Origin of the sequence: Streptomyces sp. NPDC012637 (assembly GCF_042954805.1) — a bacterium.
In the GTDB taxonomy this organism is placed as follows: domain Bacteria; phylum Actinomycetota; class Actinomycetes; order Streptomycetales; family Streptomycetaceae; genus Streptomyces.
Genome location: NZ_JBIBDS010000001.1, coordinates 1,520,754 through 1,536,774 on the forward strand (window position 1 = coordinate 1,520,754; position 16,021 = coordinate 1,536,774).

The 16,021-nt window shown below is 72.4% G+C and carries 12 protein-coding genes; 7 read left to right on the forward strand and 5 right to left on the reverse strand.

Annotation, left to right across the window (positions count from 1 at the left end; genetic code table 11):
* Window positions 1–42 precede the first annotated feature (42 nt).
* Both ACFY8W_RS06925 and ACFY8W_RS06930 read right to left on the reverse strand, forming a co-directional pair.
* Entirely contained in the window at window positions 43–1,377 is a 1,335-nt protein-coding gene (locus ACFY8W_RS06925; RefSeq protein ID WP_391101139.1) for a M20/M25/M40 family metallo-hydrolase, read from the reverse strand.
* Complete coding sequence (locus tag ACFY8W_RS06930; RefSeq protein WP_384412168.1) at window positions 1,370–2,203, reverse strand: M55 family metallopeptidase; 834 nt, start codon at window positions 2,201–2,203, stop codon at window positions 1,370–1,372. Before ACFY8W_RS06930 ends, ACFY8W_RS06925 begins: the two co-directional genes overlap by 8 nt.
* A gap of 265 nt (window positions 2,204–2,468) precedes the next feature.
* On the opposite strand from ACFY8W_RS06930, the gene ACFY8W_RS06935 reads away from it, so the two are divergent.
* Window positions 2,469–3,533, forward strand: coding sequence for a hypothetical protein (locus ACFY8W_RS06935; RefSeq protein WP_391101141.1), 1,065 nt, complete (start codon window positions 2,469–2,471; stop codon window positions 3,531–3,533).
* 308 nt (window positions 3,534–3,841) lie between these two features.
* Here ACFY8W_RS06935 and ACFY8W_RS06940 read toward each other — a convergent pair whose 3' ends face one another.
* Both ACFY8W_RS06940 and ACFY8W_RS06945 read right to left on the reverse strand, forming a co-directional pair.
* Window positions 3,842–6,304, reverse strand: coding sequence for a DHA2 family efflux MFS transporter permease subunit (locus tag ACFY8W_RS06940; protein WP_391101143.1), 2,463 nt, complete (start codon window positions 6,302–6,304; stop codon window positions 3,842–3,844).
* Window positions 6,305–6,593: 289 nt separating this feature from the next.
* A complete protein-coding gene (locus ACFY8W_RS06945) occupies window positions 6,594–7,037 on the reverse strand; it encodes an SRPBCC family protein (protein WP_391101145.1) in 444 nt (147 codons plus the stop codon).
* Between the two features lie 136 nt (window positions 7,038–7,173).
* On the opposite strand from ACFY8W_RS06945, the gene ACFY8W_RS06950 reads away from it, so the two are divergent.
* The 3 genes from ACFY8W_RS06950 to ACFY8W_RS06960 all read left to right on the forward strand — a co-directional run bounded on the left by ACFY8W_RS06950 (window position 7,174) and on the right by ACFY8W_RS06960 (window position 10,515).
* Complete coding sequence (locus ACFY8W_RS06950; RefSeq protein WP_391101147.1) at window positions 7,174–8,229, forward strand: Rv2578c family radical SAM protein; 1,056 nt, start codon at window positions 7,174–7,176, stop codon at window positions 8,227–8,229.
* A gap of 94 nt (window positions 8,230–8,323) precedes the next feature.
* Complete coding sequence (locus ACFY8W_RS06955) at window positions 8,324–9,925, forward strand: alpha/beta fold hydrolase (RefSeq protein ID WP_391101149.1); 1,602 nt, start codon at window positions 8,324–8,326, stop codon at window positions 9,923–9,925.
* Window positions 9,926–10,098: 173 nt separating this feature from the next.
* A complete protein-coding gene (locus ACFY8W_RS06960) occupies window positions 10,099–10,515 on the forward strand; it encodes a Rid family hydrolase (RefSeq protein ID WP_391101152.1) in 417 nt (138 codons plus the stop codon).
* Here the strand turns inward: ACFY8W_RS06960 and ACFY8W_RS06965 are convergent.
* Complete coding sequence (locus ACFY8W_RS06965; RefSeq protein WP_391101154.1) at window positions 10,512–11,126, reverse strand: HEAT repeat domain-containing protein; 615 nt, start codon at window positions 11,124–11,126, stop codon at window positions 10,512–10,514. The two genes, ACFY8W_RS06960 and ACFY8W_RS06965, sit on opposite strands and share 4 nt — an antisense overlap.
* Before the next feature lie 325 nt (window positions 11,127–11,451).
* Here ACFY8W_RS06965 and ACFY8W_RS06970 point away from each other — a divergent pair, with 325 nt between their 5' ends.
* The 3 genes from ACFY8W_RS06970 to ccrA all read left to right on the forward strand — a co-directional run bounded on the left by ACFY8W_RS06970 (window position 11,452) and on the right by ccrA (window position 16,006).
* Window positions 11,452–13,233, forward strand: a complete 1,782-nt coding sequence (locus ACFY8W_RS06970; protein WP_391101156.1) for a 3-hydroxybutyryl-CoA dehydrogenase — start codon at window positions 11,452–11,454, stop codon at window positions 13,231–13,233.
* 124 nt (window positions 13,234–13,357) lie between these two features.
* Window positions 13,358–14,200 (forward strand): TetR family transcriptional regulator, encoded by an 843-nt coding sequence (locus ACFY8W_RS06975; RefSeq protein WP_391101158.1) that lies wholly within the window; start codon window positions 13,358–13,360, stop codon window positions 14,198–14,200.
* A 468-nt stretch (window positions 14,201–14,668) separates the two neighbouring features.
* Window positions 14,669–16,006, forward strand: coding sequence for a crotonyl-CoA carboxylase/reductase (gene ccrA, locus ACFY8W_RS06980; protein ID WP_391101161.1), 1,338 nt, complete (start codon window positions 14,669–14,671; stop codon window positions 16,004–16,006).
* Window positions 16,007–16,021 lie beyond the last annotated feature (15 nt).

Below are 16,021 nucleotides of genomic sequence, written 5' to 3' on the forward strand. Positions count from 1 at the left end.
CGGGTCGTGCGGGTGTGACGGGTGGAGCGGGGCGCGGTGCCGTCAGGCGTCCCGCAGGTAGTGGTCGAGGACGCGGACGCCGAAGTGCAGGGCGTCGACGGGTACGCGTTCGTCGACGCCGTGGAACAGCGCGCCGTAGTCGAGGCCCGGCGGCAGCTTCAGGGGCGAGAAGCCGTAGCCGGTGATGCCGAGGCGGGAGAACTGCTTGGCGTCGGTGCCGCCGGACATGGAGAAGGGGATGACGTGTCCGTCCGGGTCGAAGCGCTCGACGGCGGCCCGCAGTCGGGCGAAGGTCGGGGAGTCGACCGGAGCCTCCAGCGGCACTTCGCGGTGGTGGAACTCCCAGTCCACGTCGGGGCCGGTGAGCAGGTCCATGGTCTCGGCGAACTCCTCCTCGCCGCCGGGCACCATGCGTCCGTCGATGTAGGCGACGGCCTGGCCCGGGATGACGTTGACCTTGTAACCGGCTTCCAGCATCGTCGGGTTGGTGCTGTTGCGCAGGGTGGGCTCGACGAGGGCGGCGGCCGGTCCGAGCTTCTCCAGGAGCCGGTCGGCGTCGAACCCGGGGGCGTCGAGGTCGGCGTCGATGCCGTACAGCGCGGCGAGTTCGGTGAGCGCGGCCCGCACGGTCGGGGTGATCCGGACCGGCCATTCGTGGTCGCCGATGCGGGCGACGGCCGAGGCGAGGCGGGTCACCGCGTTGGCCGTGTTGACCTTGGAGCCGTGGCCGGCCCGGCCGCGGGCGGTCAGCTTGACCCAGGCCGTGCCGCGCTCGCCGGCGGCGATCGGGTAGAGCGTGGTGGCCGGGTCGGGATGGAAGCTGAAGGCGCCGGACTCGCTGATGCCCTCCGTGCATCCCTCGAAGAGGGCTGCGTGACGGTCGGCGAGGAAGCCCGAGCCGTCCTCGGCGCTGGCCTCCTCGTCGGCGGTGTAGGCGAGGACGATGTCACGGCGCGGCCGGAGGCCCTGCCTGGCCCAGGAGCGGACGACGGCGAGCACCATCGCGTCCATGTTCTTCATGTCGACGGCGCCACGGCCCCACACGGTCCCGTCGCGGACCTCGCCGGAGAAGGGGTGCACGGTCCAGTCGGCGGGCTCGGCCGGCACGACGTCGAGGTGACCGTGGACGAGGAGGGCGTCGGCGGAAGGATCGGTGCCCGGGATCCGGGCGACCACGTTGGTGCGGCCCGGGGTCCGCTCCAGGAGGGTGGGCTCGATCCCGGCGTCGGCGAGGCGCTCCGCGACGTACTCGGCGGCGGGCCGCTCACGGCAGTCGCCGCCGCCCCGGTTGGTGGTGTCGATGCGGATCAGCTCGGAGGTGAAGGTGACGACCTCGTCGAGGGCCGTCCCGTCCGGGCCGTGGTGCTGCTCAGCCATACTGTTCCTCCACGGCGGCGGACACGATCGTGGTCACCGCCTTGAACGTGCGGATTGCCTCGTACATCGTCTCGCTGGTGTAGGCGGCCCGCCGCTCGCCACTCCGCTCGGCGCCGGGGACCACCGTGGCGGCGGCGGCCAGGTGTTCGGCGTCGAACTCCAGCTCCACCGTGAACGGCCCGCCCCGCACCGGCTCGTGCCGCACGGCCAGGGCGGTCGCCTCCTTGGCGGCGGCGCGGATGTCGGCGGCGGTCCTGGCGGGCGTGCGGCACACCGCCGCGTACCGCGAGACGTGGTCCTTGACGGCGACCTTGTGTGCCTCCGGCGCGTATCCGAGGGCGTCCTCGCAGGTCAGGTCGTCGCCGGTGACGAGGATGACGGGGACCCCGAACTCGGCCACCACGCGCGCGTTGAGCAGGCCCTCGCTCGCGCGCACCCCGTCGAGCCAGACGCCGGTGATGGAGTTGGCGAGATAGGTGTGGGCGAGGACGCCCTCGGCGCCCGCGCCGGTGTGGTAGCCGACGAAGGCGATGCCGTCGACGTCCCCGTGCTGCACGCCCTCGACCATGGACAGCGACTTGTGGCGGCCGGTGAGCATCTCGGCCCGCTCGTCGAGCCGCTCCAGGAGCAGGTTGCGCATGGACCAGTGGGCCTCGTTGATGAGCACCTCGTCGGCGCCGCCGTCGAAGAAGCCGAGCACCGCCGCGTTCACGTCCGAGGTGAACATCGAGCGGCACCGCTCCCATTGCGGGGTGCCGGGCAGCACGTCGGCGGGCCAGGTCACGCCCGTGGCCCCTTCCATGTCGGCGCTGATGAGGATCTTCATGCCTGGCACCGTACGCGCCGTGCCGTGACCCTCACCACCCCTGTGGAAAAGTGTCGAAGGCGTGGACCGGTGGCGGTGACGGGTGCCGGTGATTCGGGCGAATCCTTTCATCACGTACGTATAGGCTGACGGCCGCAGTTTTCGTCGTCCGCGGCCCGGACTCGGACCCTAGCCCGGTCACGGGCTGCCCCGATCCCGACCCGGCCCCGACATCGATCCGACCGTTCCCGACCCGGCCTCGATCCCGACCCCAGGAGACTTCTCGGTGACCACCTCGCTCGTACCGTCCGGCATCCCCGCTCCCGTCGACACCGGTGAGTGGGTCGAACCCGCCGCGCAGTCCGTCGCCGAGGCCGTGGTGCGCGACGCCCGTGACTTCGGGGTGTACGCGCGGACCGGCGGCTGGGCCTTCGCGCTCAAGGTGGCCCGCAGCGTGCGGCCCGGCGGCCAGCACGCCGAGGGCTCCGAGAAGGTCTCGGCGAAGGCCTTCGCCGAGCTCGCCGGCTGCTCCGCCGAGCGGGTCATGCGCTACTACAAGGCCTGGGACATGGCCGCGGACGACGGCTTGGTGCCGCAGTTCGAGGCGCTGCTGCCCGGCGAGGACGTCGACCTGCCGGACGCCGACGTCTGGCTGTCCTACTACTCCTCCCGCAACAGCGCCACCTCCGTGCGCGGCCACGCGATCACCGCGGCGGCCGAGGCCGAGGGCATCAAGGCGACCAAGGCGCTGGAGGTGGCGGAGAACCCGACCGCGCTGCGCGCCGCGATCCTCGCCGACCCGGGCACCGCGGAGGCCGCGCGGGGCGCGCTGCTCGACCGCATGAAGGAGGACCCGGCGCTGCAGACCGAGATGGCCCGGGCCATCGCCCGCGCCGGCGACCTGAAGAAGGCGGTGGCGCAGGAGGCGAAGGCGGCGGACCGGATCGAGTACGTCCGGCAGATCGCCGAGGGCGGCCAGATCAGGACGCCCGCGGGCCGGACCGTGGCGGCGCCGGCGGAGCTGCGCGCCGAGGCCGAGCGGCACCTGTCGCTGATCGACGAGCTGGACGACTCGGAGGAGGCCGGCGAGTGGGCCGGCGAGGCCTACGACTCCGTGAGGACGCTGGTCGCCGAGGCCGTCGAGGCGGACCCGGAGCTGCGCGTCCAGGAGCGCCGGACGAAGTTCTACAACAGCCTGCAGAAGGCGACGAAGGTCTTCGAGGAGCTGACTCTCGACGAGGTCCTGGAGGAGGACGTCGTCGAGGAGGACATGCTCCAGCGCCTGGAGGCCCTGCAGGAGGCGATCGGCGCCTGCATCAACGCGCTGCGCAAGGCGACCACCGCCTCCTGAGGCCACTCCGGCCGGCCCGGCGGGGCGCCGCCTTCCGACCGCCCCGCCGCCCGGCGGTTCCACCACCGGGCCGTTCCGCCTCCCGGCTGCCCTCAGCCGCGGCCTGCCCGTTCCGTCACCGGCTGCTCCGCCGCCCCGCCACCTGGCCGCCCGGCCGCCCCGCCCGCCTGACCGTCCCGCCTCCTTCCGCCTCGGGGGCCGTCCGGCCGCCTGGCCGTCCCGCTTCCCCGCTTCCCCGCTTCCCCGCCGCCCCGCCGCCCGGCCGTCCCGCCTCCCCGCCCCCCGTCTGCCCCGCCCCCCGTCGGCCCTCAGTCCTCGTGGCCGAGGTGGAGGTCGCGTTCCGTGCGGCCGCCGCCCGCGATCTGGAGGACAGTGGCCACCGGCGGGTAGCCGGCGGTGATCACCGTGTACTCGCCGGAGGACAGGTCCACGAAGCGGAAGGTGCCGTCGTTTCCCGTGGTGAGGGTGTCGACGACGTTGCCGGCCGCGTCCAGCAATGTGACCCGGGCGTCCTCCACGGGGCGGCCGCCGCCCGCCCGTACCGTGCCGCGGAGCACCGCGCCGCCGGCCAGCTCGATGTCCTGCCGGGTCTCGCGGGAGGACTGCACGCTGACCGGGAGCGCGGCGGGCCGGAAGGCGGGGGCGCTGGCCGCCAGGGTGTACTCCCCCGCGACCAGTTCGTCGATCGCATAGCCGCCCTCGCGCCCGCTGCGCGTAGAGGCCACGACGTCGCCGCGCACGTCGGTGAGGGTGACCGCCGCGTCCCGTACGGGCGTGCCGTCGGCGGTGACGACTGCGCCGGCGAGCCGCCCCGCGCCGCCGAGGACGACGTCGAGCTCGACCGGGCGCTCCCCCACGGTGACCGACACGGCCTGCGGCTGGTGGCCGCCGGCGGCGGCGATCAGGACGTACGGACCGGGGCCCGGCACGCTGAGCGCGTACCGCCCGTCGTCGCCGCTGCCGCCGCGGCCGACCTGGCGGCCCTGGACGTCGATGAGGGTGAGCGCGGCGCGCGGCACGCAACTGCCGTCGTGGTGCTGGACGGTGCCGCAGACGGGGACGCCGGCGAGCGGCGGGACGGTCCGCCGTCCTGTGGTGGTGGTGGCGGTGGCCGTCGTGGCCCGGGCGTGCGGAACGGGAGGGGCCGGGGCCTCGGTGGCGGGGGCGTGGTGGGACACCAGCGGTTTCTCCTTGAGAAGGAAGGCGAGGGCGAGGCCGAGCGCGAGGACCGGCACGAGGTAGAGGAAGATCCGGGGCATCGCGTCGGCGTACGCCTGCACGAAGGCGTCGCGCAGGGCCGGCGGCAGCGCGTGGACCGTCTGCGGGGTGATGGAGTCGGCGGGCGGCAGCGCGGCGGCGGCGCCGTCCGTGGGCAGCCGATCGGCGAGCGCGTCGTCGAGGCGGGCGGCGAAGAGGGTGCCGAAGACCGCGGCACCGACGCTGCCGCCGATCTGCCGGAAGTAGTTGTGGGCGCTGGTCGCGGTGCCGAGGTCGGCGGGGCGCACGGAGTTCTGCACGGCGAGCACCAGGACCGGCATGACCAGGCCGATGCCGACGCCGAGGACGGCCTGCCAGAGGCTGTGCTGGAGGCGCGGGGTGTCCGCGTCCATGTGGGAGAGCAGCCACATGCCGAGGGTGGCGACGGCGCCGCCGGCGATCGGATAGGCCTTGTAGCGGCCGGTACGGCTGATGAGCTGGCCCGACACGACGGAGGCGACGACGATGCCGCCCATCAGCGGGAGCATGAGCAGACCGGACTCGGTGGCGCTGGCGCCCTCGACCATCTGCAGGAACGTGGGCAGATAGCTGGCCGCGCCGAACAGCGCGATGCCGACGACGGCCCCGACCAGGCTGGTGACGGTGAAGACGGAGTCGCGGAACAGCCGCAGCGGGATGAGGGGCTCGGGCGCGAAGCGCTCGACGACTAGGAAGAGGACCGCGGCCGCGGCGGCGGCTGCGCCGAGGCCGAGGATGACGCGGGAGTCCCAGGCGTACTCGGTGCCACCCCAACTGGTCAGCAGCACCAGGCAGGTGGAGGCCGCGGCGAGCAGGAGTGCGCCCAGTACGTCGAAGCGGGCGCGGGTGACGGGCTTGGGCAGCTTGAGAACGGCGGCGACGACGGCGAGGGTGACGAGTCCGAACGGCACGTTGAAGTAGAAGCACCAGCGCCAGGAGACGTGGTCGGTGAAGAAGCCGCCGAGCAACGGCCCGGCGACGGAGGCGAGTCCGAAGGCGGCGCCGATGAGGCCCATGTAGCGGCCGCGTTCCCGGGAGGGGACGATGTCGGCGATGATCGCCTGGACGCCGATCATCAGTCCGCCGGCGCCGGCGCCCTGGAGCGCGCGGAAGGCGATGAGCTGGTCCATGGTGCGCGACCAGCCGGCGAGGCCGGATCCGATGACGAAGACGACGATCGCGAAGAGGAAGACGCCCTTGCGCCCGAGGAGGTCGCCGAGCTTGCCGTAGACGGGCAGGCCGATGGTGGCGGTGAGCAGATAGGCGGTGATCGCCCAGGACATTCGGTCCAGGCCCTGGAGTTCGCCGACGATCTTCGGCAGGGCGGTGGCGACGATCATCTGCTCGAGCGCGGCGAGCAGCAGCGCGAGCACGAGGCCGCAGAAGACGAGCCGGACGCGGCGCGGGTCGAGGGCGGCCGGGGGCTCGTCGGGCGGTGGCGTCCGGCCGTCGGGCGGGTCGCCCGCGAGGAGCGGGGCCGTGCCCTCGGCGGCCGCTGTGCCCTCGGCGTGCTCGGCCAGCGTGATCGCACCCACGTACTGCTCCCCTCGTCGCGGCGTCTGCGCGCGTCATTCTTCGCATTGGGCGCGAAGGGGGAGCAAGTCGGGCGGTACGGGAGGAGCGTGGGCCGTCCGGGGCCGAACGGGCCTATGGGGCGGCGCACTTGGGGCGCTCATCAGGGCATTTGCCGGGCGGCGCGCGACCCCCGGGTGCGCCGGGCACTCTTGCGGGGGTCGCGCGGAAACCACTCGAATCGGTGAGGGATCCGGGCGTTACTTCCCGGTTCCGGTTTCCCGAGGCTACTTACCGGGAGGGTTTCCCGGGCTACTTCTCGACCTCGGCGGCGAGCTTGTCGAGCACCGCGTCGTAGATGCGGCCGAGACCCTTGGGCGCGAAGGTCCTCTCGAAGAAGCCGCCGATGCCGCCGGCGCCGTTCCAGACCGTGCTGACGACGGCCTTGGACCGGCCCTCGCCGGCCGGCGTGACGGTCCAGGTGGTGACCATGGAGGAGTTGCGGTCCTTCTCGACCAGCTGACCGTCGGTGGGCTCACTGACCTCCAGGAGGCAGTCGCGGACGCGCTTGCTGGTGGCCTGGAGCTTCCAGTGGACGAGGGTGCCCTCGCCGTCGCCGCCCTCGCGCACCTCGTACTCACTGAAGTGCTCGGGGAGCAGCTTCGCGCGCGTCCCGGAGTAGTCGGCGAGGGTGTCGAACACCGTCTCCGCGTCGGCGGCGATGATCCGCTCCGTCGTGGCCTCGACCTGCGCCATTGCACTTCCTCCAGCTTGATCTCTCGGGGATGTGCCCCAAGCCAATCACCTGGGGGCCGGGGCGCGAAATCCGGGTTGCGGCGATCAAGGGAACATGTGTTCTAATCTGGGACCACCCGTCACCGAGGAGGCGTCCATGCGCTGGGACCATCTGGCCGGCTCTCCCGCGGCTCCCGCCGCCCCCGCCGACATCGCCCTGTTCGGCACGGACGCGGTCACCACCCGTACGTTCGACACGCCCGAGTTCCGCGGCATCACGTTCCACGAGGTGCGGGCCCGGTCCATCGTCAACCGGGTGCCCGGCGCCTCCCGCATGCCGTTCGAGTGGACGGTCAACCCGTACCGGGGCTGCACGCACGCGTGCGTGTACTGCTTCGCCCGCAAGACGCACAGCTATCTGGACCTCGACACCGGCATCGGCTTCGACTCGCAGATCGTGGTCAAGGTGAACGCGCCGGAGCTGCTGCGCTCCCAGCTCGCCTCCCGCCGCTGGCAGGGCGCGCACATCGCGATGGGCACCAATGTCGACTGCTACCAGCGCGCGGAGGGCCGCTACCGGCTCATGCCGGGGATCCTGGAGGCGCTGCGGGACCACGCCAACCCGTTCTCGATCCTCACCAAGGGGACGCTGATCCTGCGCGACCTGGAGCTGATCCGGCAGGCCGCCGACGTCACCGAGGTCGGGGTCTCCGTCTCCGTCGGCTTCACCGACCACGAGCTGTGGCGGACGGTCGAGCCCGGCACCCCGGCCCCCGAGCGCCGCCTGGACGTCGTGCGCACCCTCGCCGGGCACGGCATCGGCTGCGGGGTCCTGATGGCCCCGGTCATCCCGTTCCTCGGCGACCGGCCCGAGCAGCTGCGCGCCACGGTGCGCGCCATCGCCGAGGCCGGCGCCACCTCCGTCACCCCGCTGGTGCTCCATCTTCGGCCCGGCGCCCGCGAGTGGTTCATGACCTGGCTGGGCCGCCACCATCCCGGTCTGGTCGGGCGCTACGAGCGGATGTACGCGGCCGGGGCCTACGCACCGACCTGGTACCAGCGCCGGATCACCCGTCAGGTGCACGAGCTGGCGGACGAGTTCGGCATAGGTCCCGGCAGACGGGAGGCGTCGCGGTCGCACCGCGGGACGCCCCTGCCCGACCACCACGCGCGCGCGGCGGAATCCGGGCCCGAGCAGCTCACCCTCCTGTGACCGCCACTCCCTTGACGGTGCGTCACGTCCGCCGAATGGGTCAACTCTCGGCGAAGACGGTCCTGGTGAGCCGTGTACGGGGCACGGACGCCGTATGAGACCCCGCGCAGGAAAGCTGATCGCCGCTGGGGCGCTGGTCGCCGGGACGGTCACCGTCCTGCCCGCCACCGCCACTGCCACCGCCGCGGCCGAACCCGGGCCGGCGGCCCGTCCCCACGCTCCGCTCGCCTGGGCGGACTGTCCGACCAAGGCGTACCCGAAGCTGCAGTGCGCCACCCTGAAGGTGCCGCTGAACCACGACGAACCGGCCGGGCGGAACATCACGCTCGCCCTGACCCGGGTCGCGCACACCGCGAAGACCTTCCAGGGCCCGCTCCTCGTCAACCCCGGCGGGCCCGGCGGCAGCGGGCGCGGCATGGCGGGCTACGTGGCCGCCGCGCTGCCCGCGAAGGTGGCCGCGCAGTACGACGTCATCGGCTTCGACCCGCGTGGCGTCGGCAAGAGCGAACCCGCCCTGAACTGCCTCCCCGGCCACTTCGACCCGGTCAGGCCCGACTCCGTGCCCGGCGGCGCCGACGGCGAGCGGGCCGGCGTCGAGCGCGCCGAGGCCTTCGCCGAGGCCTGCGGCGACAAGTACGCCGACGTGCTGCCGTACATCGACACCGTCTCCACCGCCCGCGACATGGACGCGATCCGTGCGGCGCTCGGCGCGCCGAGGCTCAACTACCTCGGCTACTCCTACGGCACCTACCTCGGTGCCGTGTACGCCCGGCTCCACCCGGAGCGGGTGCGGCGCATGGCCCTGGACTCCGTCGTCAACCCGCACGGAGTCTGGTACGAGGACAACCTCGCCCAGGACTACGCCTTCGACACCCGGCACAAGGACTTCGCGGCCTGGGTGGCCCGCAACGACGACGCCTACCGGCTCGGCACCGACCCGGCCGCCGTCGAGGCCGCCTGGTACGGGATGCGGGAGGAGCTGCGCACCAGGCCCGCGAGCGGCAAGGTCGGCCCCGGCGAGCTGGAGGACACCTTCCTGCCGGGCGGCTACTACAACGGCTACTGGCCGAAGCTCGCGGCCGCGTTCTCCGCGTACGTCAACGAGCGGGACGGCGCTCCGCTGGTGAAGGCCTACGAGGACTTCGGCGCCGCGGACGCCGCCGCCGAGAACGGCTACTCGATCTACACGAGCGTCCAGTGCCGGGACGCGGCCTGGCCTCGGGACTGGAACGTCTGGCGGAAGGACAACTGGGACGCCCACGCCAAGGCGCCGTTCTCCACCTGGAACAACGCCTGGTACAACGCGCCGTGCGCGTTCTGGCCGGTCGACCCGCTGACCCCGCCGGACGTCACCAACGACAAGCTGCCGCCGGTGCTCGTCCTCCAGGCCACCGACGACGCGGCCACGCCGTACGAGGGCGGGGTCGCCCTGCACCGGATGGTCCGCGGCTCCAGCCTGGTCGTCGAGGAGGGCGGCGGCAACCACGGCGTGACGCTCGCCGGGAACGACTGCATGGACGAGCACCTCGTCGCCTACCTCTCCACCGGAAAGGTGCCCCGCGGTGCGGACGGCGCGGAGGCGGACGCGGTCTGCGAGACCCTGCCGGAGCCGGAGCCCGCGAAGGCCACGGCGACCCGCGGCACCGCCCCGGATGCCGGAGCCACGCTGCACGGGATGCTCGGGCACGTGCGCTGAGGCCGCTCGGCCGGCTCGGCCGGCTCGGCCACACGGCCCAGGAGGTGTCTCCCCGATCCAGGTACCAGGAGGTGTCTCCCCGATCCAAGTGATCGAGGGGACACCTCCTGGCTCGTCCGCGGGCCGGCCGGGGGCGGGCCGGAGTGTCAGTGGCGTGGGTCAGGATGTGAGGCATGAGCACGCACCTGACCCATGTCCCGGCCCCCGCGGGCCTGGCCCCCAGCCCGCAGTACAGCCATGTCGTGTGGGGCACCGGCCGGTTCGTGGCCGTCTCCGGCCAGATCGCCCTCGACGCCGGGGGCGCGGTGGTCGGCGCCGGGGACCCGGACGCCCAGGCCCGCCAGGTGTTCGCGAACCTCGGCCGCTGTCTGGCCGCCGCCGGCGCGGACTTCGGGGACGTCGTGAAGCTGACGTATTTCGTCACGGACATGGCGCACCTGCCCGCGGTCCGGGCGGCCCGCGACGCCGCTTTCGGCGCGCTCCCGCTGCCGGCGAGCTCGGCGGTCCAGGTGAGCGCCCTGGTGCGGCCCGAACTCGTCCTCGAGATCGAGGCCTTCGCGCTGATACCCGAGGACCGGCCGACCGTCTAGCCTCTGTCGCCGAGCCGTCCCAGCGCCTCTCGCGCCGCTCCCCCGAACCTCGGGTGCGGCAGGGCCGCCTCCAGGACCCCGCGGGCCTCCGGGTCGCCCAGCGCACCGAGCCCCTCGACGCAGGCGAGGCCGACCCGCCAGTGCGGGTCGCCGGGCGCGAGCCTGCGGCGCAGGACCGCGACGAGGGCCGGCACGCTCTCCGGCGCCCGGAGGCCGGCGAGCAGGCGGACGGGCAGCAGCGCGTAGGCGACGCGGAGTTCGTTGGTGGCGAGCGCGGCGGCGGCCCGCGCGGTCCGTGGGTCACCGAGGCGGGTGAGGGCGTGGGCGGCGGAGACGCAGCGCTCCGGGTCGCGGTGGTTGAGGAGGAGGACGAGCGCCTCGAAGGCGCGCGGGTCACCCGCCAGGCCGAGTCGGAAGGCGGCGATCTCACGGGCCCAGAGCGGCTGCCCGGGAGCGGTGAGCGCGCGATGGAGTTCCTCGGTGCCGAGCGGCCCGGCGAGTTCTTCGAATGCGGCGGGAACGGCCCCTTCTGCATTCCCGATCTCTTCACGCAAACGATCGATCATCGAGCAGAATTCGGGATCCTCGGGAAGTTCCTCGGCGATTTCCATGAATCCGAGGCTATCCGCGATCCAGATCACACTTTCCCAACTTCCCAGGACTGGCGCGCTCGTTACCGGGCAGTTAATCTCAGGTGAGCGGGCCACCCCCCGCACTTCTCACGACGGCCTGGTGACGCAGCCGTCTTGGGGTACCCCCATCCCGAAGGTTTGGGGGAGTTCGTTCGGTTCGGCAGTTTCGACGTGACTCCGGGACAGGGTCCGTCCTCGCTTTTTCCGCGCCCCCGGGCTCTCATCCGCCCTCCGGGCCCATCGCGCCTTCCCCTTTTTCCGCGCGCTGCCTTCAGTCGTCACTCTTCCTCCCAGGAGTCCCCTGATGGACATCCCTCTCTCCACCATCGCCGTCGTCGGTCTCGGCACCATGGGCACGGGCATCGCCGATGTCCTGGCCCGGGCCGGCCGCGAGGTCATCGGCATCGACATCGACGAGACCGCGGCCGCCAAGGCCGTCGCCGCCCTGGAGGCCTCCACCGCCCGCGCGGTGGCCCGTGAGCGCATCACGGAGGAGGAGCGGCAGGACGTCCTCGCCCGGTTCCGTACCTACTCCGAGCTCCAGGCCGCCGCCGACGCCGACCTCGTGATCGAGGTCGTGCCCGAGTCGTACGAGACCAAGCAGGAGGTCTTCCGGGCCCTGGACGGCATCGTCCGGCCCGGCACCATCCTCGCCACCGGCACCAACGCGCTCTCGGTGACCCGGCTCGCCGCCGACTCCGCGCACCCGGAGCGGGTCCTCGGACTGCACTTCTTCACCCCGGTCCAGGCGATGAAGCTGGTCGAGGTGGTCTCCTCGGTGCTGACCGACCCGCGGGCCGTCGAGGCCGTCACCCGGCTGGCGCAGGAGCTCGGCAAGGAGCCCGTCGCGGTCGGCGACCGGCCCGGCTTCGTCGCCGACGGACTGCTCTTCGGCTACCTCAACCAGGCCGCCGCCATGTACGAGGCCAAGTACGCCTCCCGCGAGGACATCGACGCGGCCATGCGCCTCGGCTGCGGCCTGCCGATGGGCCCGCTGGCCCTGCTCGACCTGATCGGCATCGACACCGCCCGTACCGTCCTGGAGGCGATGTACGCCTCGTCGCGGGACCGGCTGCACGCCCCGGCCCCGATCCTCAAGCAGCTCAGCGAGGCGGGCCTGACCGGCCGCAAGTCCGGCCGCGGCTTCTACACCTACGAGGCCCCCGGCTCGGCCACCGTCGTGCGCGACGCCCTCACCCCGCCGGACTCGGTCGCCGCCGGCGGCGGCCGTGAGGTCCGCTCCGTCGGCGTGGCCGGCTCCGGCACCATGGCCTCCGGCATCGCCGAGGTCTTCGCGAAGGCCGGTTACGAGGTCGTCCTGGCGGCCCGCTCGCAGGAGAAGGCCGACACCGCCAAGGCGCGGATCGCCAAGTCCCTCGGCCGCTCCGTCGACAAGGGCCGGATGACCGGCGAGGCCCGCGACGAGACGCTGGCCCGGATCGTCCCGGCCGGCTCGCTCGACGCCTTCGCCCAGGTCGACCTGGCGGTCGAGGCGGTCGCCGAGGACCTGGAGATCAAGCAGGACCTGTTCGCCCGCCTGGACAAGATCTGCAAGCCGGGCGCCGTGCTCGCCACCACCACCTCCTCACTGCCGGTCGTCGCGTGCGCCAGGGCCACCTCGCGCCCGCAGGACGTCATCGGGATGCACTTCTTCAACCCGGCGCCGGCCATGAAGCTGGTGGAGATCGTCCGTACCGTCCTGACCGCGGACGACGTCCACGCGACCGTCCGCGAGGTCACGGCGAAGATCAAGAAGCACGGCGTGGACTGCGGCGACCGGGCCGGCTTCATCGTCAACGCGCTCCTGTTCCCCTACCTCAACAACGCGATCAAGATGGTCCAGGAGCACTACGCGACCCTGGACGACATCGACGCCGCGATGAAGCTGGGCGGCGGCTACCCGATGGGTCCGTTCGAGCTCCTGGACGTGGTCGGGCTGGACGTCTCGCTCGCCATCGAGAAGGTCCTGCACCGCGAGTTCCGCGACCCGGGTCTGGCCCCGGCGCCGCTGCTCGAGCACCTGGTGGCCGCCGGCTGCCTGGGCCGGAAGACGGGGCGTGGCTTCCGCGAATATGCCCGCCGCTGAGGCCGCCGACGGGTCGTACGGGGGATGGGGAGGGCTGCTCAGCCCGCCGGGTACCGCCGGTGCCGGGCCGGGCTCCCCTCCCCCACCTGGGCACACTTCCGCTCCGATGCAGTACGTTCGGGACATGTCCAAGGCCGCGAAGACACCCCGTGCCACGTCCACGCCCGACTCTCCCGAGAGCGCGGCGGGGACCCGCGCCGCCGCGCAGCGGCTGAAAATGCGCCGGGAGCTGGCCGCCGCGGCCATGGAGCTGTTCGCCACCAAGGGCTACGAGGCCACGACCGTCGACGAGATCGCGGCGGCGGCCGGGGTGGCCCGGCGGACCTTCTTCCGGCACTTCCGCTCCAAGGAAGAGGCCATCTTCCCGGACCACGACGACACCCTGGTGCGCGCCGAGGCGGTGCTGAACGCGGCCCCGCCGCACGAGCACCCGCTCGACACGGTGTGCCGGGGGATCAAGGAGGTCATGAAGATGTACGCGGGCTCGCCCGCCGTCTCCGTGGCCCGCTACCGGCTCACCCGTGAGGTGCCGACGCTGCGGGAGCGCGAGATCGCCTCGGTGGCCCGCTACGAGCGACTCTTCACCCGCTATCTGCTCGGTCACTTCGACGAGCGCGACCACCACGACGGCAACGACGACCCGCTGCTCGCGGAGGTGGCCGCCTCCGCGGTGGTCACCGCGCACAACCACGTGCTGCGGCGCTGGCTGCGCGCGGGCGGTCAGGGCGACGTGGAGGCCCAGCTCGACCACGCCTTCGCGATCGTGCGGGAGACCTTCGGCACGGGCATAGGCGCGCGGCCGGCCGCGCCAGGCGGCACGACCACCGAGCCGGCCCCGTCGGCCGCCCCGGCCGCCCCGGCCGCCACGGCGTCCACCACGGGCGACGTGGTGGTCGCCGTCGCCCGGACGGACGCATCGCTCGACGAGGTCATGCGGACCATCCAGCAGGCACTCAAGAAGGGCTGAACCGCCCCGACACCGCTCCACGGCGAAGGCCGCTCCCGGATTCCGGGGGCGGCCTTCGCCGTATCCGAAGGCTCATACGCCCAGTTCAGGCGCATTTTCGATCGATCATCGCTCATCCGTGACGAGCAGATTGCATCTGAGTGAAATTGTTGGCACGCAGTGCCTTGTCAGGTGACACGGCGTGCCATACGTTGATGCTGTCCGGGCGGCCGGCGCGCAGAGATCACCTCGTGCGCCGGCTGTCCCCACAAGCGATCCTGCTCGTGCGCCCGGACGCCTGCGTCACAGGCACCCTCGCGCCACGGCTTTGCTTCCTCGGCGCCTTTGTCACGAGCAGAGGCGGAACGAAGCAAAGCCCGGCGCCGCCACAGCACCACCTCGCCGAACCGACGGCACACCTCCACAGCAGCAACCCCGACGTAACCCTCAGCGCGTCCCCCTCAGACGCCGCACCGCCGGAGGCATCCCGTGAAGGACATCCTGGACGCGATCCAGTCGCCCGACTCCACCTCGGCCGACTTCGCCAACATCAAGCTCCCCGAGTCGTACCGCGCCGTGACCGTCCACAAGGACGAGGCGGAGATGTTCGCCGGGGTCGCCAGCCGTGACAAGGACCCGCGCAAGTCGCTGCACCTCGACGACGTCGCCCTCCCCGAGCTCGGCCCGGGCGAGGCACTGGTCGCCGTCATGGCCTCCTCCGTGAACTACAACTCGGTCTGGACCTCGATCTTCGAGCCCGTGTCGACCTTCGGCTTCCTGGAGCGCTACGGCCGTCTGTCCGAGCTCACCAAGCGCCACGACCTGCCGTACCACGTCATCGGCTCCGACCTCGCGGGCGTCGTCCTGCGCACCGGCCCGGGCGTCAACTCCTGGAAGCCCGGTGACGAGGTCGTCGCGCACTGCCTGAGCGTGGAGCTCGAGTCCTCGGACGGCCACAACGACACGATGCTCGACCCCGAGCAGCGCATCTGGGGCTTCGAGACCAACTTCGGCGGCCTGGCCGAGATCGCCCTGGTCAAGTCGAACCAGCTGATGCCGAAGCCGGACCACCTCAGCTGGGAGGAGGCCGCGGCCCCGGGCCTGGTGAACTCCACCGCGTACCGCCAGCTGGTCTCCCGCAACGGCGCCGGCATGAAGCAGGGCGACAACGTCCTGATCTGGGGCGCGAGCGGCGGCCTCGGCTCGTACGCCACCCAGTTCGCGCTGGCCGGCGGCGCCAACCCGATCTGCGTCGTCTCCTCCCCCGAGAAGGCCGACATCTGCCGGTCCATGGGCGCCGACGCGGTCATCGACCGCAACGCCGAGGGCTACAAGTTCTGGAAGGACGAGCAGACCCAGGACCCGCGCGAGTGGAAGCGCTTCGGCTCGAAGATCCGCGAGCTGACCGGCGGCGAGGACATCGACATCGTCTTCGAGCACCCGGGCCGCGAGACCTTCGGCGCCAGCGTCTACGTCACCCGCAAGGGCGGCACCATCACCACCTGCGCCTCGACCTCGGGCTACATGCACCAGTACGACAACCGCTACCTGTGGATGTCGCTGAAGCGCATCATCGGCTCGCACTTCGCCAACTACCGCGAGGCGTGGGAGGCCAACCGCCTGATCGCCAAGGGCAAGATCCACCCCACCCTGTCGAAGGTCTACTCCCTGGAGGAGACCGGCCAGGCCGCCTACGACGTCCACCGCAACCTGCACCAGGGCAAGGTCGGCGTGCTCGCCCTCGCCCCGGAGGAGGGCCTCGGCGTCCGGAACCCGGAGATGCGCGCCCAGCACATCGACGCCATCAACCGCTTCCGCAACATCTGACACCGCAACCTCTGA

Bases quoted from the DNA above. Each gene is read 5' to 3' on its own strand.
- ACFY8W_RS06925 (WP_391101139.1), bottom strand. From the start codon at position 1,377: ATGGCTGAGCAGCACCACGGCCCGGACGGGACGGCCCTCGACGAGGTC.
- ACFY8W_RS06930 (WP_384412168.1), bottom strand. From the start codon at position 2,203: ATGAAGATCCTCATCAGCGCCGACATGGAAGGGGCCACGGGCGTGACC.
- ACFY8W_RS06945 (WP_391101145.1), bottom strand. From the start codon at position 7,037: ATGGCGCAGGTCGAGGCCACGACGGAGCGGATCATCGCCGCCGACGCG.
- ACFY8W_RS06950 (WP_391101147.1), top strand. From the start codon at position 7,174: ATGCGCTGGGACCATCTGGCCGGCTCTCCCGCGGCTCCCGCCGCCCCC.
- ACFY8W_RS06955 (WP_391101149.1), top strand. From the start codon at position 8,324: ATGAGACCCCGCGCAGGAAAGCTGATCGCCGCTGGGGCGCTGGTCGCC.
- ACFY8W_RS06960 (WP_391101152.1), top strand. From the start codon at position 10,099: ATGAGCACGCACCTGACCCATGTCCCGGCCCCCGCGGGCCTGGCCCCC.
- ACFY8W_RS06965 (WP_391101154.1), bottom strand. From the start codon at position 11,126: ATGGAAATCGCCGAGGAACTTCCCGAGGATCCCGAATTCTGCTCGATG.
- ACFY8W_RS06970 (WP_391101156.1), top strand. From the start codon at position 11,452: ATGGACATCCCTCTCTCCACCATCGCCGTCGTCGGTCTCGGCACCATG.
- ACFY8W_RS06975 (WP_391101158.1), top strand. From the start codon at position 13,358: ATGTCCAAGGCCGCGAAGACACCCCGTGCCACGTCCACGCCCGACTCT.